At 71.3% G+C, this 21,587-nt stretch carries 14 protein-coding genes and 1 pseudogene; 6 read left to right on the forward strand and 9 right to left on the reverse strand.

The window, feature by feature from the left end:
• Positions 1-6: 6 nt before the first annotated feature.
• Genes HZS56_RS07895 through HZS56_RS07905 form a run of 3 tightly spaced genes read right to left on the reverse strand, consistent with a single transcriptional unit; the run spans position 7 to position 2,775 of the window.
• Positions 7-918, reverse strand: a complete 912-nt coding sequence (locus tag HZS56_RS07895) for an ABC transporter ATP-binding protein (RefSeq protein WP_216719972.1) — start codon at positions 916-918, stop codon at positions 7-9.
• The gene (locus tag HZS56_RS07900; RefSeq protein WP_216719973.1) at positions 915-1,823 is read right to left on the reverse strand and encodes an ABC transporter permease; all 909 of its coding nucleotides are present in this window, start codon (positions 1,821-1,823) and stop codon (positions 915-917) included. Before HZS56_RS07900 ends, HZS56_RS07895 begins: the two co-directional genes overlap by 4 nt.
• A complete protein-coding gene (locus tag HZS56_RS07905; RefSeq protein WP_216720032.1) occupies positions 1,813-2,775 on the reverse strand; it encodes an ABC transporter ATP-binding protein in 963 nt (320 codons plus the stop codon). The genes HZS56_RS07900 and HZS56_RS07905 overlap by 11 nt, the downstream gene beginning before the upstream one ends.
• 405 nt (positions 2,776-3,180) lie before the next feature.
• On the opposite strand from HZS56_RS07905, the gene HZS56_RS07910 reads away from it, so the two are divergent.
• From HZS56_RS07910 to HZS56_RS07925, 4 genes and pseudogenes are all read left to right on the forward strand, one after another.
• Positions 3,181-4,938 (forward strand): SDR family oxidoreductase, encoded by a 1,758-nt coding sequence (locus HZS56_RS07910; RefSeq protein ID WP_216719974.1) that lies wholly within the window; start codon positions 3,181-3,183, stop codon positions 4,936-4,938.
• Between the two features lie 164 nt (positions 4,939-5,102).
• Complete coding sequence (locus HZS56_RS07915; protein ID WP_216720033.1) at positions 5,103-5,660, forward strand: RNA 2'-phosphotransferase; 558 nt, start codon at positions 5,103-5,105, stop codon at positions 5,658-5,660.
• A gap of 125 nt (positions 5,661-5,785) precedes the next feature.
• A pseudogene (locus tag HZS56_RS07920) lies at positions 5,786-6,690 on the forward strand (LLM class flavin-dependent oxidoreductase).
• Positions 6,691-6,787: 97 nt separating this feature from the next.
• Positions 6,788-7,675 (forward strand): HAD family hydrolase, encoded by an 888-nt coding sequence (locus HZS56_RS07925; protein WP_216719975.1) that lies wholly within the window; start codon positions 6,788-6,790, stop codon positions 7,673-7,675.
• 19 nt (positions 7,676-7,694) lie between these two features.
• Here HZS56_RS07925 and HZS56_RS07930 read toward each other — a convergent pair whose 3' ends face one another.
• The 6 genes from HZS56_RS07930 to hisC all read right to left on the reverse strand — a co-directional run bounded on the left by HZS56_RS07930 (position 7,695) and on the right by hisC (position 18,276).
• Positions 7,695-8,738, reverse strand: coding sequence for a M23 family metallopeptidase (locus HZS56_RS07930; RefSeq protein ID WP_216719976.1), 1,044 nt, complete (start codon positions 8,736-8,738; stop codon positions 7,695-7,697).
• A 122-nt stretch (positions 8,739-8,860) separates the two neighbouring features.
• Complete coding sequence (locus tag HZS56_RS07935; protein WP_216719977.1) at positions 8,861-10,543, reverse strand: sensor histidine kinase; 1,683 nt, start codon at positions 10,541-10,543, stop codon at positions 8,861-8,863.
• Between the two features lie 106 nt (positions 10,544-10,649).
• Complete coding sequence (gene cydD, locus HZS56_RS07940; protein ID WP_216719978.1) at positions 10,650-14,165, reverse strand: thiol reductant ABC exporter subunit CydD; 3,516 nt, start codon at positions 14,163-14,165, stop codon at positions 10,650-10,652.
• 59 nt (positions 14,166-14,224) lie between these two features.
• Positions 14,225-15,229 (reverse strand): cytochrome d ubiquinol oxidase subunit II, encoded by a 1,005-nt coding sequence (gene cydB / locus HZS56_RS07945; RefSeq protein WP_216719979.1) that lies wholly within the window; start codon positions 15,227-15,229, stop codon positions 14,225-14,227.
• 20 nt (positions 15,230-15,249) lie between these two features.
• Positions 15,250-16,755: a cytochrome ubiquinol oxidase subunit I gene (locus HZS56_RS07950; protein WP_216719980.1), complete on the reverse strand. Its 1,506-nt coding sequence runs from the start codon at positions 16,753-16,755 to the stop codon at positions 15,250-15,252.
• A 441-nt stretch (positions 16,756-17,196) separates the two neighbouring features.
• Positions 17,197-18,276 (reverse strand): histidinol-phosphate transaminase, encoded by a 1,080-nt coding sequence (hisC, locus tag HZS56_RS07955; protein WP_216719981.1) that lies wholly within the window; start codon positions 18,274-18,276, stop codon positions 17,197-17,199.
• A gap of 513 nt (positions 18,277-18,789) precedes the next feature.
• Between hisC and HZS56_RS07960 the strand changes: the two genes are divergently transcribed.
• Positions 18,790-19,902, forward strand: a complete 1,113-nt coding sequence (locus tag HZS56_RS07960; protein WP_216719982.1) for a LacI family DNA-binding transcriptional regulator — start codon at positions 18,790-18,792, stop codon at positions 19,900-19,902.
• A 446-nt stretch (positions 19,903-20,348) separates the two neighbouring features.
• The gene (locus HZS56_RS07965; protein ID WP_253913902.1) at positions 20,349-21,455 is read left to right on the forward strand and encodes a metallophosphoesterase family protein; all 1,107 of its coding nucleotides are present in this window, start codon (positions 20,349-20,351) and stop codon (positions 21,453-21,455) included.
• Positions 21,456-21,587: the final 132 nt, after the last annotated feature.

Here is a 21,587-nt window from a genome sequence, read left to right on the forward strand (position 1 = left end):
GGCCTCCTACGCCGCGACGAGATACGAGAAGACGGACTCGAGGGACTCGTCGGACGGCGAGACCGTGAGCAGCCGGATGCCGTGGTCGCGGGCGACCTTCGGCAGCAGGGCCGTGAACCGGCCGAAGTCGACGGCCTGGATGCGCAGGGCGCCCTCGGCGAGGTCGACCTCGATGCCGGACGTCGACGGGTCGGCGATCAGCGCCGCGGCGAGGGCCCGGTCGTCGCTGGAGCGCACCAGGTAGCGGTGCGGCCGGTCGGTCATCAGACGGCGGATCTTGCGGAAGTCGCCGCTGGCCGCGTGGCGTCCGGCGACGATGACCTCGATGTGCCAGGCGAGCTGCTCGACCTCTTCGAGGATGTGCGAGGAGAACAGCACCGTGCGGCCCTCGTCTCCCATGCGCCGCAGCAGGTCCATCAGCTGCATGCGCTGGCGCGGGTCCATGCCGTTGAACGGCTCGTCGAGCAGCAGCAGCGAAGGCTGGTGGACGAGGGCGGAGGCCATCTTCACGCGCTGGCGCATGCCCTTGGAGTACGTGGCGATCTTCCGGTCCTGCGCGTGGGCCATCTCGACCGTGGCGAGCGCCTCGTCGGCGGCCCTGGCGCCCAGGCCGTGCAGTTCGGCGTTGGCCAGGACGAACTCGCGGCCGGTGAGGAAGTCGTACATCGCCTCGCGTTCGGGGACGATGCCGATGTGCCGGTAGATGGACTCGTTGCGCCAGACCGGTTGTCCGTCGAGGGTGACGCTGCCGGTGGAGGGGGCGAGGAAGCCGCCCATCATGTTGATCAGGGTGGACTTGCCCGCGCCGTTCGGGCCGAGCAGGCCGGTGACGCCGGGACCGATCGTCATGGTGATGTCGTTGACGGCGACCACGTTGCCGAACCAGCGGGAGACGTGGTCGATGTTCAGCGTGGTCACAGTCCCACCTTCTTGTAGCGGCGCATCAGCAGGCCGTAGGCGCCGGCGATCAGGCCGAGGGTGACGAGGACGTAGACCGCGCCCTCCCCGTTGCCCGGGCCCACCCCGCCGGGGAAGGCGGAGGTGGCGCCCAGGAAGGCCGACGACACTCCGTCGATGAGGGTGATCGGCGAGAACAGGCCGATCCAGGCGACGGATCCGGAGCCGGCCTGGACGTCCGCGATGGCCTGGAGCGTGGAGACCGCGCCGTAGCTGATGGTCAGCACGGCGATGACGGCCGCGATGCCGAAGCCGCGGCGCGGGGTGACCGACGCGATGACGAGGCCGAGGCCGGCGAAGAGCAGCGAGAGCAGTGCCACGGAGACGAGTCCCTGTGCGAACCCCTTGGTCTGGTCCGCGAAGTCGAGCTTGGCGAGCAGCGCGCCCACGTAGAGCACCAGGAGCGGGGCGGCGGTGAGGATGAAGAGGGCCGAGGCCAGCGACGCGTACTTGGCGCGGACGTAGTCGGCGGTCTCGATCGGCCGTGAGAAGTACAGCGGCACGGTCTTGAAACGCAGGTCGCGCGAGACGGACTGGGGCGCCTGGGCGGCGATGTAGAGGCTGATGACGGCCTGCATGACGATCGCATAGCGCGTGTAGTCCAGGGGCAGGTCGTTGGCCTTGGTGGCGACGGCGACCGCGACGATGATGGCCGCCGGCAGGCACATCACCACGAACAGCAGCATCGGCAGCACCTTGGACTTGGCCGAGCGGCCCAGGCCGTAGGCTCCGCGCAGGGACTGCGAGTACAGCGAGCGGCGGGCGTAGGCGCGGCCGAGGCGGGGGCCGTCGTAGTTGCGGTAGCCGATGTTGTGGATGCGGGTCTGGTCGCCCGGGACCGTGGCTGTGGGCTGTTCAGCTGCCATGGCCGACCGCCTCCTTCCGTTCTGCGTCGCTGTTCGTGAAGACCTCCGAGATGTGGTGCCGGCGCTGCTCCATGCGGACGAGGCCGAGGCCGAGGCCGGCTATCACGTCGCGGACCAGGTCGTAGGTCTCCTCGCCCGTCGCGGTGAGCAGCAGAACGTGCCCGGCGCCGGGCAGGCCGCTGCCGTCCTGGACGGCCACCCCGCGCGCGTCGAGCGCCTCGCGCACCGCGCGGGTGCCGTCCGGGTGTTCGTCGGTGTCGGTGACCTCGATCGCGAGAGTGGTCGTGGTCTGGGTGAAGTCCGTGGTGGAGCTGGAGCGCAGCAGCTTCCCGCCGTCGACGACCACGACGTGGTCGCAGGTGCGTTCCAGCTCGCCCAGCAGGTGGGAGGTGACCAGGACGGAGATGCCGAAGTCGGTGTGGATGCGGCGGATGAGGCCGAGCATCTCGTCGCGGCCGACGGGGTCGAGGCCGTTGGTCGGCTCGTCGAGAAAGACCAGCTGGGGGTCGTGGACCAGGGCCTGCGCGAGCTTCACGCGCTGCTTCATGCCGGTCGAGTAGCCCCCGATGGGCCGGTAGCGCTCCTCGTAGAGGCCGACGTGGCGCAGGGTGTCGGCCGTGCGCTCCCGGGCCGCGGTGGGCGGCAGGCCGGACATGCGTGCCATGTGGACGACGAACTCGGTGGCCGAGACGTCGGGTGGCAGGCAGTCGTGTTCCGGCATGTAGCCGACCCGCTCGCGGATGTCGGCGCCCTTGGTGGCGACATCGAGTCCGAGCACTTCGGCCCGGCCCTCGGTGGCGGGAGACAGACCCAGCAGGATCTTGATCAGAGTGGACTTGCCGGCGCCATTGGCGCCGACGAGTCCGGTCACACCGGGTCCGATGTCCACGGAGAGCCGGTCGAGCGCGGTCACCCGGGGGAACCGCTTGCTCAGGCTTTCGGTCGCGATCACAGTCACATCCACGACAGTAGTGACGAGCGCCACTGCGGTCGTCAGACCGCAGAGCCGTCTTCGGGTCAGTCTCGAGTAGTACGGGCCCGTAGGGGATGCCGTACCTGAGAGCCACGGAAGGGCCCGCGGTACCGGGCTCCCGGCACTGTTGACGTCAGGTCTAACGGCTGGAAGATTCAGCCGCATCACGTTACGGGCGAGTAGCGCGGCCTTCCCCCCACCGCGACGGGACGGTGGGAGGCCGGCACTCGCCGCAGCGCGACGGTGGACGAGGGGGTGTCACGGCCTCGGCGGCCGGACCCTGCACGAAGAAGCGGGACCCCCGAGGGGCACGCGGCGCCACACGTGGAGTGCCTCGCTGCCGGACGACGACCTGCCGCGCACGCGGCGCTGGGCGGAGGAGACATGACGGTGCTGGACGGGGCGCGCGAGCGCCGGGTGCGCACGGGCGGGGTCGACCTGTGCGTAGTCGAGCTGGGCGACCCGCGGCATCCCACCGTCGTCCTCGTGCACGGCTATCCGGACAGCAAGGAGGTCTGGTCCGAAGTCGCCGCCCGTCTCGCCAAGCGCTTCCACGTCGTCCTCTACGACGTGCGGGGCCACGGCCGTTCCACCGCGCCCAGCCCACTGCGCGGCGGTTTCACCCTGAAGAAGCTGACCGACGACTTCCTCTCCGTCGTGGACGCGGTCAGTCCCGGCAGGCCCGTGCACCTGGTCGGCCACGACTGGGGCTCGGTGCAGTCGTGGGAGTTCGTCACGGTCGGGCGCACCGAGGGCCGCATCGCCTCCTTCACCTCCGTGTCCGGCCCCTCCCTCGACCACTTCGGGCACTGGATCAACAAGCGCCTCAAGCGCCCCACTCCGCGCCGGGTCGGACAGCTCCTCGGCCAGGGCGCCAAGTCCTGGTACGTCTACCTGCTGCACACCCCCGTACTCCCCGAGCTGGCCTGGCGCGGCCCGCTCGGCAAGCGCTGGCCGCGCGTCCTGGAACGCGTCGAGCAGGTTCCCCGCGGCGACTACCCGACCGCGTCCCTGCCGACGGACGCCGCGCACGGGGCGTGGCTGTACCGGGACAACGTGCGGGCCCGGCTGCGCCACCCGCGCGAGGACGCCTACGCGCACGCCCCCGTGCAGCTCATCACGCCCCTCGGCGACGCGTTCCTGTCCGAGCGGCTCTACGACGGGCTCGAGTCGTGGGCGCCGCGGCTGACCCGGCGCACACTGCCGGCCGGGCACTGGGTGCCCCGCACCCGGCCGGACCGGCTGGCCGGGTGGATCACGGAGTTCGTCACCGCTGTGGAGGACGGCCGGCCCGGGATGGGCGGCAGCGGGAAGTACGCCGACCGCTTCGGCGGACAGCTGGTCCTGGTCACCGGGGCGGGCAACGGCATCGGCCGGGCCACGGCACTCGCGTTCGCCGAGGCGGGCGCGCGCGTGGTGGCCGTCGACCGGGACGCCGAGGCCGCCGCCCGCACCGCGGAGCTGTCCCGGCTGATCGGCGCGCCGGCGGCCTGGGCGGAGACCGTCGACGTCTCCGACGAGCCGGCCATGGAGAAGCTGGCGGCCCGGGTAGCCGCCGAGTACGGCGTGGTCGACGTGCTCGTGAACAACGCGGGCATCGGTCTGTCGGGCTCCTTCTTCGACACCACCCCGGAGGACTGGAGGAAGGTCCTCGACGTCAATCTGTGGGGCGTGATTCACGGCTGCCGCCTCTTCGGCAGGCAGATGGCGGAGCGCGGGCAGGGCGGCCACATCGTCAACACGGCGTCCGCGGCGGCCTTCCAGCCCTCCCGGGCACTGGCCGCCTACGGCACGTCCAAGGCGGCCGTGCTGATGCTCAGCGAGTCCCTGCGCGCCGAACTGGCCGGGCAGGACATCGGGGTGACGGCGGTGTGTCCGGGGTTCGTCAACACGAACATCACCTCGGCCGCGCACTTCGCAGGCGTCGACGCCCAGGAGGAGAAGCGACTGCGGGGCCGCGCCGCGCGGCTGTACGGGATGCGCAACTACCCCCCGGAGCGGGTGGCCGACGCGGTCCTGGAAGCCGTCGTGCAGAACAAGGCGGTGGCCCCGGTGACACCGGAGGCGCGCGGGGCACGCCTCATGTCCCGTTTCGCTCCCGGGGTGCTGAGGCGACTCGCGCGGGTGAAGCCGCCGCTCTAGTTTCCACAGATACGGCCAACCTGCCTGTGGATAACTCGACTTGACTGTGGATCAAACCTCCGCGGCAAAATCGATCGCGTGACGCGTGTCTCTCTCGGCAGGCTGGCCCCATGCAACCAGAACACGTGCATGTCACGGACACCTCCGCCGTCACCTCCGCCGCCCTGGACAACGAACGCACCGTGAAGGTGTCCAGGTATCTGGCGAAGCATCTGCGCCACCGGCCGGAGCTCATCGGCCTCGCTCCGGACGCGGCCGGCTGGGTGGCGATCGACGCCCTCATCGCCGCAGCGGCCGCACACGGCTTCCGCTTCACCCGCGAGGACCTCGATCACGTGGTCGCCACCAACGACAAACAGCGCTTCGCGATCGAGGGCGGCCGGATCCGCGCGAGCCAGGGCCACAGCATCGACGTGGACCTCGCGCTGCCCGCGGCCGCCCCGCCGCGGTACCTGTACCACGGGACGGTCGCCCGGTGTCTGGACGCGATCCGGGCCGAGGGGCTGCGGCCGATGAAGCGGCACGACGTGCACCTCTCGCCCGACCGTGGGACCGCGGCCCGGGTCGGCTCGCGCCGCGGCCGGCCGGTCGTACTGCCGGTGGACGCAGCCGCCATGCACCGGGACGGTCACGTCCTCCGCGTCAGCGCGAACGGAGTCTGGCTGACGGCGACCGTGCCACCGCGCTATCTCCGCTTTCCCTCCGGCACCGGCCCCGCATGATCGGTGCCGCTCACGCAGCGTCGGGACGGACGTTTCGTCACTCGGGCATCGAGTGCCTTCGCAGGTGAGGACAGCTACGGCCGTTTCACGTGAAACCACGGCCGTCGCCGCATAGGCTCCCAGACATGAGTCTGCGTCTGAGCACCGTGATCCTCCCGTACCGCCGCTGGCACGAAGGCGGCCGTACGTCCTGGACACGCGCCGAGCAGCTCGGTTTCCACACGGCCTACACCTACGACCACCTGTCCTGGCGCAGTTTCCGCGACGGCCCGTGGTTCGGTGCCGTGCCGACACTCACCGCCGCGGCAACCGTCACCGAGCGGATGCGCCTGGGCACCCTGGTGACCTCCCCCAACTTCCGGCACCCCGTGACGCTCGCCAAGGAACTCATCTCCCTCGACGACATCTCCGGCGGCCGCGTGACCCTCGGTATAGGAGCGGGCGGCACCGGCTTCGACGCCACTGCGCTGGGCCAGGAGCCCTGGACGCCGCGTGAGCGTGCCGACCGGTTCGAGGAGTTCCTGCCCCTGCTCGACCGTCTCCTGACGGAGGACGCCGTCTCCTACGAGGGCGACTTCTACTCGGCGCACGAGGCGCGCAACATCCCGGGCTGCGTGCAGCGGCCCCGGCTGCCGTTCGCGGTGGCCGCGACCGGCCCGCGCGGGCTGGGACTCGCCGCACGGTACGGACAGGCATGGGTGACCACCGGCGACCCGAAGCTGTACGAGAGCGGCACCCCTGAGCAGTCGGACCGGGCGCTGCGGACCAGGGCGGCCGACTGGCCGACGCCTGCGCGGCCATCGGCCGCGACGTGCGCGAACTGGACAAGGTCCTGCTCACCGGCTTCACACCCGACCGCAGCCGCCCGCTGGAGTCCGTGGACGCGTTCGTGGACTTCGCCGGCCGCCACCGCGATCTGGGCTTCACGGAACTGGTCGTGCACTGGCCCATCGCCGACTCGGACTTCACCGCGGACGAGAAGATTTTCGAGCGGATCGCCATGGAGGCTCCCGCCCAGCTGAACGGATGAGGGACGGCCGCGACGCGGGAGCCGGTAACGGAATGAAGACCGGAACGGAGAGCCGTAGCTCACAGATGTGCGGACCAGTGCACGGTCGTGCACGCATATGCGTGACAATGACCGAGTGACCTCAGCGACCCGACAGCCCGAGCCCTCGGCCGCCGCCACCCGCCCGCGCCTCATCGCCACCGACCTCGACGGCACCCTGCTGCGCGACGACAAGTCGGTCTCCCCGCGCACGGTCGCCGCACTGGCCGCCGCGGAGGAGGCGGGCATCGAGGTCTTCTTCGTCACGGGCCGCCCCGCTCGCTGGATGGACGTCGTCAGCGCCCACGTCCATGGGCACGGCCTCGCCATCTGCGGCAACGGCGCCGCCGTCGTCGACCTGCACGGCGGCCCGGACGCGCACCGCTTCGTGAAGGTCCGTGAACTGCCCCGGGAGAACGCACTGGACGCCGTACGGCTGCTGCGCGAGGCAGCTCCCGGCACGGTGTACGCGGTCGAGCAGACCTACGGCTTCCACCAGGAGCCCGCCTATCCGAAGATGCACCTGGAGGTCCCCGACGACCTTCTGCCCGCCGAGGAGATCCTGGCGCCGGACGGCCGGGCGGCCACCGAGCCGGTCCTCAAGATCCTTGCCTTCCACCCCGAGATGGACCCCGACGGCTTCCTGACGCTGGCCCGCCTCGCCGTCGGCGACCGCGCCAACGTCACCCGCTCCAGTCCCAGCGCCCTGCTGGAGATCAGCGGCCCGGGCGTCTCCAAGGCCAGTACCCTCGCCCTCTGCTGCGCCGAACGCGGTATCTCCCACGACGAGGTCGTCGCCTTCGGCGACATGCCGAACGACGTGGAGATGCTCACCTGGGCGGGCCGGTCGTACGCGATGGGCAACGCGCACCCCGACGTGGTCGCCGCCGCTTCCGGCCAGACGGTCGCCAACAACGACGACGGGGTCGCGGTCGTGATCGAGCAGGTGCTGGCGGAGCTTCCCTGAGCCCGGTCGCGCAGAAGCGTCAGAGCGGCACCCCGCGCTGCGACAGCCACGGCACCGGATCCAGCGCCGAACCCATGTCGGGTGTGACCCGTACCTCGAAGTGCAGGTGGGGCCCGGTGGAGTTGCCGGTGCTGCCCGACTGGGCGATCCGCTGCCCGGGCTCCACCCGGTCCCCCTGGTCGACGGCGACCGCGGAGAGATGGGCGTACTGCGTGTAGTAGCCGCCCGGGTGTTCGACGACGACCTGGATGCCGAAGGCGCCGCCGCAGGTCACCGCCACCACCCGGCCCGTGCCGACCGACCGCACGGGTGTCCCCACCGGCACCGCGAAATCCTGACCGGTGTGCCGGTGCGCCCACCGCGAGCCGCCGCTGCCGAAGGAGGCCGACAGCTCGTAGGTCTCCACCGGTGCCACCCAGGACCGGCCGGTGCGCCCGTCCTCCGGCTGGTCGAGGCGGACCGCGCCGGGGCACGAGCCGGCTGTGACGGAGGCGTCCGCCGCTCCCTGCAGCCGTGCACGCGCCGCGGCCAGCTTGCCCTCGATCTTCGTCTTCAGCTTCGCCAGCTCGGCGTTGCGCTTCTCCAGCCCCTTCCAGACCGCCTGCGCCCTGGCCTCGTCGGCGGCGAGCCGGTCCTGCGCCCGCAGACTCCTGCCCAGGGCCCGGTTCACGGCCAGGTTGGCCCGGGAGACGACCCGCTGACCGCGCATCAGCTCTTCGGGACTGTCGGCGAGAAGCATCCGCGCGGTGAGCGGAAGCCCGTCGGTACCGCGGTACTGGGCACGGGCGATCCGGCCCAGGTCCTCGTGCATGGCGTCGATCTTCCGCCGCTCCCGGTCCAGTTGCTTCTCGTACTCCAGCGCCTTCGCCCGCTGCGCCTCGGCCTCGCGCCGCCCCTGTTCGTACTGCCGGGTCGTGTCGGCCGCTTCCTCGTACAGCCGCGCCACCTGCGCTCCGGGAGCGGCGCCGGCCCCTCCGTCCCCGTCGGCGGGACGGGCCCCGAGGACGGCGAGTGCGCACAGCAGCGCCGGAACGAGCAGCGGGTGTGGGCGGGATGAGCGCATGTCAGCGATCGTGGACCCGGAGAGTGCACCCGGTCTCGTTCACGTCGTACGAGTGGGGGACCCCGTTGCTGCACACGGCTCAGCCCGGCTGCTGCACACGGGGCAACGGACGCTGCCGCCGCTCAGTACGGCGCCTCCCACCACACCGTCGTGCCACCGCCGTCCGCCGCGATGCCGGGACCGAGCCCGCTGGCGCCGCCGACGCTCTCGGCACGGCGCCGCAGATTGTGCAGTCCGCTGCGCCGGCCGCCTGCGGGGATGCCCACACCGTCGTCCGAGACGGTCAGCCGGACACCCGGCCGGCCGTCCGGCAGGAGGGCCGTCGCGTCCACGACCACCTCGATCCTGCCGGCACGGGCGTGCCGGAAGGCGTTGGACAGGGTCTCGCGCAGCGCGGCGATGAGGTTCCTGCCGGTCGGGTCCCCGACGGCGGTGTCGACCGGACCGGTGAAACGGTGCGAGGGCGTGAAGCCCAGCGGCACGGCGGCCATGCTGATCTCCCGCAGCACGCGGGTGCGCAGACCGGTCGGCGCCTCGGCCGGCTGCTGCAGTGCGAAGATCGCCGAGCGGATCTCCTGGATGGTGACATCGAGTTCGTCCACGGCTTCACCGACCCCGTCGCGCACCTCGGGCGCGGCCGCCCGGCGCTGGGCACTCTCCAGCATCATCCCCGTGGCGAACAGCCGCTGGATGACGAGGTCGTGCAGGTCCCGGGCGATCCGGTCCCGGTCCTCGTACACGGCCAGCCGCTCCCGGTCGCGCTGTGCGTCGGCCATGGTCAGTGCCAGCGCGGCCTGCGAGGCGAACCGGTCCCCGAGCTCGCGCTCCGTGCGCGTGAACGGCCGTTCTCCCCGCGCACGGGGCATGACGAGGCCGCCGAGGACCCGTCCGTCCCGGCACAGCGGCAGCAGCATGATCGGTCCGTAGGCGCGCACCGGACCGGCCTCGAGACGCGGGTCGGTGGCGGCGTCGTCCACGAAGACCGGTCGTCCGGAGAGGAGTTCGGCCACGATGCCGTTCTCCGGCGGAATGACCACACCGAGGGAGTTCGTACGGTGCGGCGCGGCGACGGCCGCGATCTCCAGACCACCGCCGTCGGCCGGCAGCAGCACGATCCCGGCGGCCGCTCCCGAGAGCCGGCGTGCCTGCTCGGCGACCTCCTGGAGGGCGTCGTCGGTGTCGCCGCCGGCCAGCAGCGCGGTGGTGACGGCCACCGAGCCGTCGATCCATCGCTCCCGCTGCTGGGCGGCCTCGTGCAGGCGGGCGTTGCCGATGGCGGTGCCCGCCTCCGTGGCCAGGACCCGGACCAGGGCGAGGTCGTGGTCGTTGAGGGGCTCTCCCTTGTACTTGTCCGCCAGGTAGAGGTGGCCGAAGACCGCGCCCCGCACCTTGACGGGCACTCCGAAGAAGCTCCGCGCCGGGGAGTGGTGCTCGCAGGGGCCGTCCGGAGGCGGTTCCCGGGTCAGGTCGGTGGGCCGGACCGGTTCCGGGCCGTGGACGAGGGCCCCGAGCAGGTCCTTGCGTCCGTCGGGGAGGTGTCCGACGCGTCGGGCGGTCGCCTCGTCGAGGCCGTGGTGGACGAAGTCGGCGAGACCGTCGCCGTCCTCGTCGAGGACGCCGAGCGCCGCGTACCGGGCTCCGGTGAGTTCGGCCGCCGTCTCACAGATCCGGTGCAGCGTGGAGTGCAGCCCCAGCCCGCTGCCGACGGACCGCATCGCCTCCAGCAGCTTCGGCACCCGCGCCAGGAGCTCGGCCGGGGTCCCCTCGCGGGGCGACGGCGGGCCGGGCGGTGGGGCTGGGAGCATGTTCAGAGCCTAGTGATGAGCTTTTGTCATGGAAAGTCGGATTCGCAACCATCTCGGGAGGCAAGACGGCAGGACGAGGCAACACGGCAGGACGGGCCCCGACCGGTCAGCCGACGCCCGCCGGCGTGTCCGCCGCCGCCTCCCGCTCGGCCATCTCCCTCAGCGGCCCCGGCACGGCCGCCAGCTCCGCGTACGGCCCTCGCTGTACGACCCGGCCCCCGTCCAGCACGACCACCTCGTCCACCGCCCGCAGACCCGCCAGCCGGTGCGTGATCAGCAGCGTCGTGCGGCCCTCGGTGGCGGCCAGCAGATCGGCCGTGAGCGCGTCGGCGGTCGGCAGGTCGAGATGCTCGGCGGGCTCGTCGAGCACGAGTACGGGGAAGTCGGCGAGCAGCGCCCGGGCCAGGGCCAGCCGCTGACGCTGGCCTCCGGACAGCCGGGCCCCGTGCTCGCCGACCAGTGTGTCCAGGCCGTCGGGCAGGCTGTCGGCCCATCCGAGGAGCCGGGCCCGCGCCAGCGCGTCGCGCAACTCGCCCTCCGTGGCGTCCTTCCTGGCCAGCAGCAGGTTCTCCCGCACCGAGCTGTCGAAGAGGTGGGCGTCCTGGGCGCACAGCCCCACGAGCCGCCGTACGTCGTCACCGGCCAGGGCGCGGGTGTCCACACCGGACAGCGTGCAGGAACCCGCGTACGGGTCGAGAAAACGCAGCAGCACCTGGGCCAGCGTCGTCTTGCCGGAACCGGAGGGCCCGACCACGGCGACGCGGCGCCCTTCCGCCAGTGTCAGGTCCACCCCCGCCAGGGCGTCCCGGGCCTGCCCCGGATGCCGTGCGGCAATGCCCCGGAGAACCACCGGGAACGGCGAGGCGGGCGGCTGCCTCGGCGTTTCCGGCTCCCGTACGGGCTCGCTCGCGTCGAGCACCTCGTACACGCGCTCGGCGCTCCTTCGTACCCGCTGCCGGTACTGCACGGCGAGCGGCAGCCCGAGTACGGCCTCGAAGGCGGCCAGCGGGGTGAGGACGACGACGGCCAGGGCCACGCCGACGAGCCGGCCGTCCGCGACCGCCTGGACACCGACCAGGGCGGCGCCCGCAACGGTCAGGCCGGAGATCAGCGCGGTCAGTCCGTCGCCGAGTGCGGTGGCCGTGGCGGCCCGGGAGGCGATCCGGGTGAGGACGCCGTCGGCCCGGCGCGCCCCGGCGCTCCGCTCGGGCAGGGCACCGGCCACGGTCAGCTCGGCGGTCCCGGTGAGCAGATCGGCCACCCGGGTGGCGAGCACACCCCGGGCGGGCGCCAGCCTGCGTTCCGCCCGGCGTGCCACGGCACCGGTGATCAGCGGAACCCCCGCGCCGGCCGCCAGCAGCCCGGCGGCGAGTACCGCACCGGCCTCGGGCAGCAGCCAGGCGGTGAAGCCGACCGACGCGACGGAGACGGACACCGCGGCACCCGCGGGCAGCAGCCAGCGCAGCCAGTAGTCCTGCAGGGCGTCCACATCCGCGACCAGACGGGACAGCAGGTCTCCCCGGCGGCTGCGGCGCAGACCCGCGGGGGCCAGCCGCTCCAGCCGCCGGTACACGGCGACCCGGGTGTCGGCCAGCATCCGCAGCACCGCGTCGTGCGACACCAGCCGCTCGGCATAGCGGAACACGGCCCGCCCGATGCCGAAGGCACGCGTCGCGGTCACGGCGACCATCAGGTACAGCACCGGCGGCTGCTCGGAGGCCCGCGAGATGAGGTACCCGGAGGTGGCCATCAGGCCCACGGCACTGCCCAGGGCCAGGCTGCTGAGCAGCAGTCCGAGACCGAGCCGCCCGCGCCGTGCGGCGGACATGCCACGCACCCGGGCGAGGACACCGCCCCCGGCCCGCGCCCCCACCGCGGAGTGCGCCTTCTCCGTCGAGGGGACCGCGTCGGCGAGGGGGGCCGGAGCCGGGACCGCGGGGGCCTGTGCGACGACGGGCGACCCGGTGCTGCCGGAGGGCGCCGTGGGGGCGGGCTCCGCCAGGCGCACCACCCGGTCGGCCGCCTCCAGCAGCGCCGGGCGGTGCACCACCAGCAGCACCGTGCGGCCCTTCGCCAGCCTGCGCACGGCGGCCACCACCTCGGCCTCGGTGGCACCGTCGAGAGCCGCCGTCGGCTCGTCGAGCAGCAGCACCGGTCGGTCCGCGAGGAAGGCCCGGGCCAGCGCGAGCCGTTGCCGCTGCCCCGCGGAGAGTCCGGCGCCGTCCTCGCCGAGCACGGTCTCCGCGCCCTCGGGCAGCGCGTCCACGAACTCCAGTGCGCCCGCGTCCCGCAGTGCACGGCGCACGGCGCAACCGTCGGCGTCGGGCCGGGCCAGCCGCACGTTCTCGGCGATGGTGCCGGCGTACAGATGCGGGTGCTGGGGCACCCAGGCCACGCGGGAGTGCCACTGCGCCGGGTCGAGCGAGGAGAGATCGGCACCGCCGACCCGGATGCGTCCCCCGGACGGGGCCACGAACCCCAGGAGCGCGCTGAGCAGCGTCGACTTGCCCGCTCCGCTCGGACCGACGAGCGCGACCGTCTCTCCGGGCTCGACGGTGAGGCTCACGCCGGTGACGGCGTCCGCCGTGCGTCCGGGGTAGCGGACCGTGACGTCCTCGAAAGACAGGGAGCCCTCTGCCGGCACCGGGCGGGTTCCCGGTGCCGGGACGGGCCGCTCCAGTACCGAGAAGATCTCCTCGGCGGCGGCGAGTCCCTCGGCCGCCGCGTGGTACTGGGCGCCCACCTGGCGCAGGGGCAGATAGGCCTCGGGAGCGAGGATCAGCACGACCAGGCCGTCGTACAGGGCCATGTCCCCGTGGACGAGCCTCATGCCGATGGTGACGGCGACGAGCGCCACGGACAGCGTGGCGAGCAGTTCGAGGGCGAAGGAGGACAGGAAGGCGATGCGCAGGGTCCGCATGGTCGCTTGCCGGTATTCGCCGGTGATGCGCTTGATCGACTCGGCCTGCGCCTTGGCCCGGCCGAACACCTTCAGGGTCGGCAGCCCCGCGACGACGTCCAGGAAGTGCCCGGACAGCCGGGAGAGCAGCCGCCACTGCCGGTCCATCCGTGACTGGGTGGCCCAGCCGATCAGCATCATGAAGACCGGGATGAGTGGCAGGGTCCCGACGATGATGGCCGCCGAAATCCAGTCCTCGGTGACGATGCGGGCCAGTACCGCGACGGGGACGACGACTGCCAGACCCAGTTGCGGCAGGTAGCGCGAGAAGTAGTCGTCGAGGGCGTCGACGCCCCGGGTGGCCAGGGCGACCAGCGCCCCCGTCGGCCGACCGCCCAGCCGGCCGGGACCGAGCACCGTGGCCCGCTCCAGCAGCCGGCCCCGCAGCTCCGACTTCACCGCCGCACTCGCCCGGTGCGCGGCCAGTTCGGTGAGCCAGCCGACCAGTGCGCGACCGCAGGCCACGGCCACCAGGAGCAGCAGGGGAGTACGCAGCCCGGCCGCCGTCATGCCCTCCTGGAAGGCACCCACCACCACTTCGGCGACGAGCATCGCCTGTGCGACGAGCAGTCCGGCCCCGACGGCGCCCAGAGCGACGACGGCCGCAAGGAAGGTCCGGGTGGCCCGGGCGTGGCGCAGCAGACGCGGATCGATGGGTTTCACGTGAAACAGGCCTCCCTGCCCGGTGGGGTGCGTTTCACGTGAAACGCACCCCACCGGCCTCAGTGCGCGGATTCGGCGAGGTGCTGTGTGCCGATGCGCTTGCGGAACACCCAGTACGTCCAGCCCTGGTAGAGCAGGACGACCGGCGTGGCGATCACGGCCAGCCAGGTCATGATCTTCAGCGTGTAGGGGCTGGACGAGGCGTTGGTGACGGTGAGGCTCCAGTCCGCGTCCAGCGTGGACGGCATGACGTTCGGGAAGAGCGTCAGGAAGAGCATCGCCACGGCGGCCACGATGGTGACCCCGGACAGGGCGAAGGACCAGCCTTCGCGCCCGGCCTGGTTGGCCACCAGTGCGGCGACCAGGGCGGAGACGGCCACCACCAGGGCTACCAGGCTCGTGCCGTCTCCGTTGTCGGCCTGTGTCCGGAGCAGGAAGACAAGGGCCAGCACCGCCGTGACCAGACCGATCCGCAGCGCCAGGGTCCGCGCCCGTTCACGGATCTCACCGACGGTCTTGAGCGCGGTGAACACCGTCCCGTGAAATGTGAACAGCGTCAGCGTGACCAGGCCGCCGAGGAGGGCGTAGGGGTTGAGCAGGTCGAGGACGGACCCGACGTACTCCATGTCCCGGTCGATCTTCACCCCGTGGACGATGTTGCCGAACGCCACTCCCCACAGGAACGCGGGGATCAGCGAGGTCCAGAAGATAGCGGTCTCCCAGTTGCGCTGCCACCGCTCCTCGGGCCGCTTCACCCGGTACTCGAAGGCGACTCCCCGGACGATCAGGCAGACGAGGATGGCCAGCAGCGGCAGGTAGAACCCCGAGAAGAGCGTGGCGTACCACTCGGGGAAGGCGGCGAAGGTCGCGCCGCCCGCCGTGAGCAGCCACACCTCGTTGCCGTCCCACACGGGGCCGATGGTGTTGATCAGCACCCGCTTCTCGGCCCGGTCGCGGGCAAGCAGCTTGGTGAGCACACCGACCCCGAAGTCGAAGCCCTCCAGGAAGAAGTAGCCGGTCCACAGGACGGCGATCAGAACGAACCAGACGTCGTGCAGTTCCATGACTGTGCAGCTCCCTCGGCCTAGTACGAGAAGGCCATCGGCTTGTCGGCGTCACGGAGGTCGCCGCCGATCTTCGTGGGCGGGTTGAGGTCGTCCTCCGTCAGCTCGGGCGGGCCCGCCTTCACGTACTTGGCGAGCAGCCTGACCTCGATGACGGCCAGCACGGCGTACAGCAGGGTGAAGACGGACATCGAGGTGATGACCTCGGCCGTGGAGACGCCGGGGGAGACGGCGTCCCTCGTCTGCATCACGCCGTAGACCACCCAGGGCTGCCGGCCCATCTCGGTGAAGATCCAGCCCCAGGCGTTGGCGATCAGCGGGAACGCCATGGTCCACAGCGCCAGCAGCCAGTACATCCGGGAGAGCCTCGCCCCGATTGGCTTCTTCAGCAGCACCAGACGCGGCACCTCGTCCTCCGCGGTACGCAGGGCGGGTGGCAGCAGGAACCTCTTGCGCGTCAGCCACAGCCCCAGCAGGCCGAGGCCGAAGGACACCATGCCGAAGCCGATCATCCATCGGAAGCCCCAGTAGGCGACGGGGACGATGGGCTTGTAGTCACCGGGTCCGAACTGCTCCTGGAGCGCCTTGTTGGTGTCGTTGATGCCCGGCACATAGGACTCGAAGTCACTGTGTGCCAGGAAGGACAACAGCCCGGGGATCTCCAGGGCGACCTCGTTGTGCCCCTTGTCGACGTCGCCGTAGGCGAAGACGGAGAAGGGCGCAGGCTCCTCGCCGTCCCAGAGGGCCTCGGCCGCCGCCATCTTCATCGGCTGCTGCTCGTACATGACCTTGCCGAGGGTGTCGCCGCTGACCGCGGTGAGCAGGCCGCCGACCGCCAGGGTGACCAGGCCCAGCCGGAGCGAGGTCCGCATCACCGGGATGTGCTTCTTGCGCATCAGGTGGAAGGCGGCGATGCCGACCATGAAGGCGCCGCCCGTGAGGAAGGCCGCCGAAAAGCTGTGGAAGACCTGGTTGAGGGTGGTGTTCTGGGTGAGGACCTGCCAGAAGTCGGTGAGTTCGGCGCGGCCCTTCTCCTCGTTGATCCGGTAGCCGACGGGGTGCTGCATCCAGGAGTTGGCCGCGAGGATGAAGTACGCAGACAGGAGGGTGCCGATCGAGACCATCCAGATGCAGGCCAGGTGGATCTTCTTGGGCAGCTTGTCCCAGCCGAAGATCCACAGACCGATGAAGGTGGACTCGAAGAAGAAGGCGATCAGCGCCTCGAAAGCAAGCGGGGCGCCGAAGATGTCGCCGACGAAGCGGGAGTAGTCGGACCAGTTCATGCCGAACTGGAACTCCTGCACGATGCCGGTGACGACACCCATCGCGATGTTGATCAGGAAGAGCTTGCCCCAGAACTTGGTCGCCCTGAGGTACTTCTCCTTCTCCGTGCGGACCCAGGCGGTCTGCAGTCCGGCCGTGAGGGCGGCCAGCGAGATCGTCAGCGGAACGAACAGGAAGTGGTAGACGGTCGTGATGCCGAACTGCCACCGCGCCAGGGTCTCCGGCGCCAGCGCCATGTCCACGTCGTCACTCTCCTCACATCGCCACACCGCCGTGGTCAGCGGCGGTTTGCGCGCGTTTGTCACGCCCAACGCGGGCGCAATCGGGACACGCTTGTGAACGCGTTCACATTCACAAGCAATTATGACCTACTGCTTTTCGACACCGGAAGGGGGGTCCCCTGTGATGTCAACCCCTTCGCACCGGCCCCGCCTCACCGGCATGCGAAAAGCGTGGGAGGGCACGGGCCGTCGCCCGTGCCCTCCCACGCTGCGGCCCCGGCCGCGAGGCCGCCTGCGGCTCTGCCACCGCATTCCGCGACGCCGCATTCGTGGCACCGCACCCTGTGACGCCGCATCCTGTGACGCCGCGCCCTGTGGCGCCGCATTCGTACCACTGCATCCCGTGAGGCCGTATTCGTGGCACCGCGTCCCGTGGCGCTGCCACCGCTGCCTGCGGCTCTGTTACAGCTCCTTGCGGAACTCCTCCGACGCCTTCAGGAAGATGTCGTTCGCCTCGCTCTCCCCGACCGTGACCCGCACCCCCTCGCCCGGGAACGGCCGGACGACCGCACCGGCACGCTCGCAGGCGTCCGCGAAGGCGACCGTGCTCTCCCCCAGCCGCAGCCAGACGAAGTTGGCCTGGGTCTCCGGGACGGTCCAGCCCTGGGCCCGGAGCGCGTCGACCACGCGCGTGCGCTCGCACACCAGCGAGCCGACCCGGCCGATCAGCTCGTCCTCGGCGCGCAGCGACGCGATCGCCGCCTCCTGCGCGATCTGGCTGACCCCGAAGGGCACCGCCGTCTTGCGCAGCGCGGCCGCCACGGGCTCATGGGCGATCGCGAACCCGACCCGCAGGCCGGCCAGGCCGTAGGCCTTCGAGAAGGTGCGCAGGACGCAGACGTTGGGACGCCCGCGGTACAGCTCACAGCCGTCCGGCACCTCCGGGTCGCGGATGAACTCGCGGTAGGCCTCGTCCAGGACCACCAGCACGTCGCTCGGCACCCGGTCAAGGAAACGTTCCAGCTCCGCCCGCCGGACCACCGTGCCGGTCGGGTTGTTGGGATTGCAGACGAAGATCAGTCGGGTCCGGTCGGTGATCGCGTCCGCCATCGCGTCCAGATCGTGCACGTCACCCGGCGTCAGCGGCACCTTGACGGAGGTCGCACCGCTGATCTGGGTGATGATCGGGTACGCCTCGAAGGACCGCCAGGCGTAGATCACCTCGTCGCCGGGTCCGGAGGTCGCCTGGATCAGCTGCTGTGCCACACCGACCGACCCGGTGCCGGTGGCCAGGTGGGAGAGGGGCACGCCGAAGCGGTCCGACAGCTCGCTCATCAGGGACGTGCAGGCCATGTCCGGGTAACGGTTGAAGGAGGCCGCGGCGGCCGTCACCGTCTCCATGACGCCGGGCAACGGCGGGTAGGGATTCTCGTTGGAGGACAGCTTGTAGGCCACCGGACCGTCGGCCGCGGCAGGCTTGCCCGGCTTGTAGGTGGGAATCCCCTCCAGCTCGGCGCGCAGCTTCGGGCTCGTCTCGCTCACCGCAGTCCTCCTCGTGACCACCACCGGCATCGAATACTCCTCACCCTATGAGGATTCACCGCGGCTGCGTAGAGCCGAGGCCGGACCCCGCAGAGGCCGGGACCGACCCCGCAGAGCCCGAGGCCGTGCCTCGGGCAGTCTGGGACCGACCGGAGCTCGACAGCCCTGAGGCCGTCCCCTCCCGGATGACGCCAGATGCTCCTGCGTCACACTGGCATCAGGGGCATCAGCACACGAAGGCGCATGTTTCGGGGGGCGCGCCGCACATATATCTATGCGCCGGTGGCTTGCGCCGTGGCGCGCGTCCCTCGTGCAGGTGAGTTGAGACCTCTTCGCAACATCCGCCACGCGGCAGGCCTTCACCGGTCGACACGTCAGGTACTGGGATGGATGACCCCAACCACCTTGCTTTGCAATAGCGTTAGCTCTAAATGATCATGCAGAAACGTGACTGTCAACGCGTGCATATGCGTCCGCCCTACCCCACCCCATGAGCCCTACTATCGGCTCGCCATGACAGCAGCAGGGAAGCACCAGGTGAGCCGCGCGGAAACCTCACGTCGAGGCAGCCGGCCGGGCCGGGCGGGTATCAGAGACGTGGCCGCCGCCGCCGGAGTATCCATCACTACCGTCTCCGACGCCCTCAACGGCAAGGGCCGACTCCCGGATGCCACCCGGCGCCATGTGCGCGAGGTCGCCGACCGCCTGGGCTACCGGCCCTCGGCCGCCGCCCGCACGCTCCGCACCGGCAAGTCCGGACTCATCGGCCTGACCGTGACGACGTACGGGGATGAACCTTTCACCTTCACCGAGTTCGCGTACTTCGCGGAGATGGCGCGGGCCGCCACGTCCGCCGCGCTCGCCCGCGGCTACGCGCTCGTCATCCTTCCGGCGACCTCCCGCCACGACGTGTGGTCCAACGTCGCGCTGGACGGCACGGTCGTCATCGACCCCTCGGACCACGACCCGGTCGTCAGCGAGCTGGTCCGCCAGGGCTTACCGGTCGTCTCCGACGGCCGCCCGGCCGGCTCGCTGCCCGTCACCGCCTGGGTCGACAACGACCACGAGGCCGCCGTACTGGGCATCCTCGACCACCTCGCCGACGCGGGTGCCCGCAGGATCGGCCTGCTCACCGGCACCACGACCGACACGTACACCCACCTGTCGACCACCGCCTACCTGCGCTGGTGCGAGCGCGTCGGACAGGATCCCGTCTACGAGGCCTACCCGGCCCACGACCCGTGCGCGGGCGCGGTAGCCGCCGACCGGCTGCTCGCCCGCCCCGACCGGCCCGACGCCGTGTACGGACTGTTCGACCCGAACGGCACGGACCTGCTCGCCGCCGCCCGCCGCTACGGACTGCGCGTCCCCGAGGATTTGCTGCTGGTCTGCTGCAGCGAGTCCACCGTGTACGCCAGCACCGAGCCACCCATCACCACCCTCTCGCTGAAACCCCGCCGCATCGGCACAGCGGTCGTCCACGTCCTGATCGACGCGATCGAGGGGCTGCACTCGGACCAGCCGGTCGAGCAGGTGATACCGACCGAACTGATCGTGCGCACGTCGTCGCAACGCCGTTCGCCCCGTACCACGGTCAGCCCGCCGCGGTCGCCGGAGAGCGATTAGGGGCGCTGCCCCGGGCAGGTCGGCGCGACGCCGGCCGGGCCGGGCGCCGCACGGAGCGGAAATGGGGCGAGCCACCGGTTCCCGCGCTCCAGGGCCCGTGGGGCGGGAGCGCGCCGGACATCGCGCACGCCGGGTCGTCCGCCGAACAGGTCCCGGGCCCGCCCGCGGGCACCGGCCTGCCGTGGCAACGCCGACCGCGGAAGGCGGTGAAGGCCACACCCGGCACGGCCGGAACACGGCCGGAACGGGGTCGCGGAGTACGGCCGGGACCCGCCCGCGGACCGGCGAGACCAGGCCCAATCGGGGCGAAAGCCGCGGTGAACGGGAGTCATGTTCCGATTCACCACCCCGGGGTCGTCACACGGCGCGATCCGCATTCCTATGATGGGCCCACACACCGCGGGCCGCTGCGACCAGGCAGTCCGAAGCGGTGCAGATGCGGCGCGATGGTGGAGGGGTCGATGACTCAGGGGGCCGGTCAGGGACCCGAGGTGGAACGGACGGCGACAGTGCGCGACTTCCGGGTGCCCGCGTACGTCCACGAGGCCGCTCCGTACGCCGACTCCGGCACGCAGACGAGCGAGACCGCACCCCCCGCCGAGGAGGGCGTCGAGGAGGCCATCCCCGACGGCTACACGCCCACCCAGCGGGATCTGCCCGTCATCCGCCGGGGTGACACGGTTCAGGTCCACGTCGACCCGGAGCCGGTCCAGGCACAGCAGCCGGCCACCGGCCAGGGGCCGCTGTTCGTCGTCGGCGACGTGCACGGCTACCTCGACGAACTGCTCGCCGCGCTGGAGGAGAAGGGACTCGTCGACGCCGCGGGGCAGTGGTGCGCGGGCACCTCACGCCTGTGGTTCCTCGGCGACTTCACGGACCGCGGCCCGGACGGCATCGGTGTCATCGACCTGGTGATGCGGCTGTCCGCCGAGGCGGCCGCGGCCGGCGGCTACTGCAAGGCGCTGATGGGCAACCACGAGCTGCTGCTGCTCGGGGCCAAGCGGTTCGGCGACACGCCCGTCAACTCCGGCGCGGGCACCGCCACCTTCCAGGCGGCCTGGCTGCTGAACGGCGGCCAGAAGACCGACATGGACCGCCTGCAGGACCATCACCTGCAGTGGATGGCCCGCCTCGACGCGATGGAGGAGGTCGACGACCACCTCCTGGTCCATTCGGACGCCACCACCTACCTCGACTACGGCCGGTCCATCGAAGAGGTCAACGACACCGTCCGCGAGACACTCACGCGCAACGACGCGGACGAGGTGTGGGACCTGTTCCGGAAGTTCACCAAGAGGTTCTCCTTCCGCGACGAGGGCGGCGCCGACGCCGTGCGCTCACTGCTGGACACGTACGGGGGCACCCGGATCGTTCACGGGCACAGCCCCATTCCCTACCTGCTGGGGGAGGTCGGCTCGGAGGACGGCGAGGACGACACCCGGACCGCCGTCGAAGGGCCCCATGTCTACGCGGACGGCCTGGCCATCGCGATGGACGGCGGCGTGACCATGGCCGGAAAGCTACTGGTCGAACAACTCCCACTGGACGTCTGACCGTTCGCGGATGAGTATTCCGGCGGCGGCGTCCGTACGGAAGGGCACCCAATTTCTGGAAACCCCCTGTCACCGCCCACCGTCACCGCTCTACCATCGGCTTATCCGTAGCAGGCTCCCCTCCGTTTCTGC

The sequence above is a fragment of the Streptomyces mayonensis genome, from assembly GCF_018982965.1.
Taxonomy (GTDB): Bacteria; Actinomycetota; Actinomycetes; order Streptomycetales; family Streptomycetaceae; genus Streptomyces; species Streptomyces mayonensis.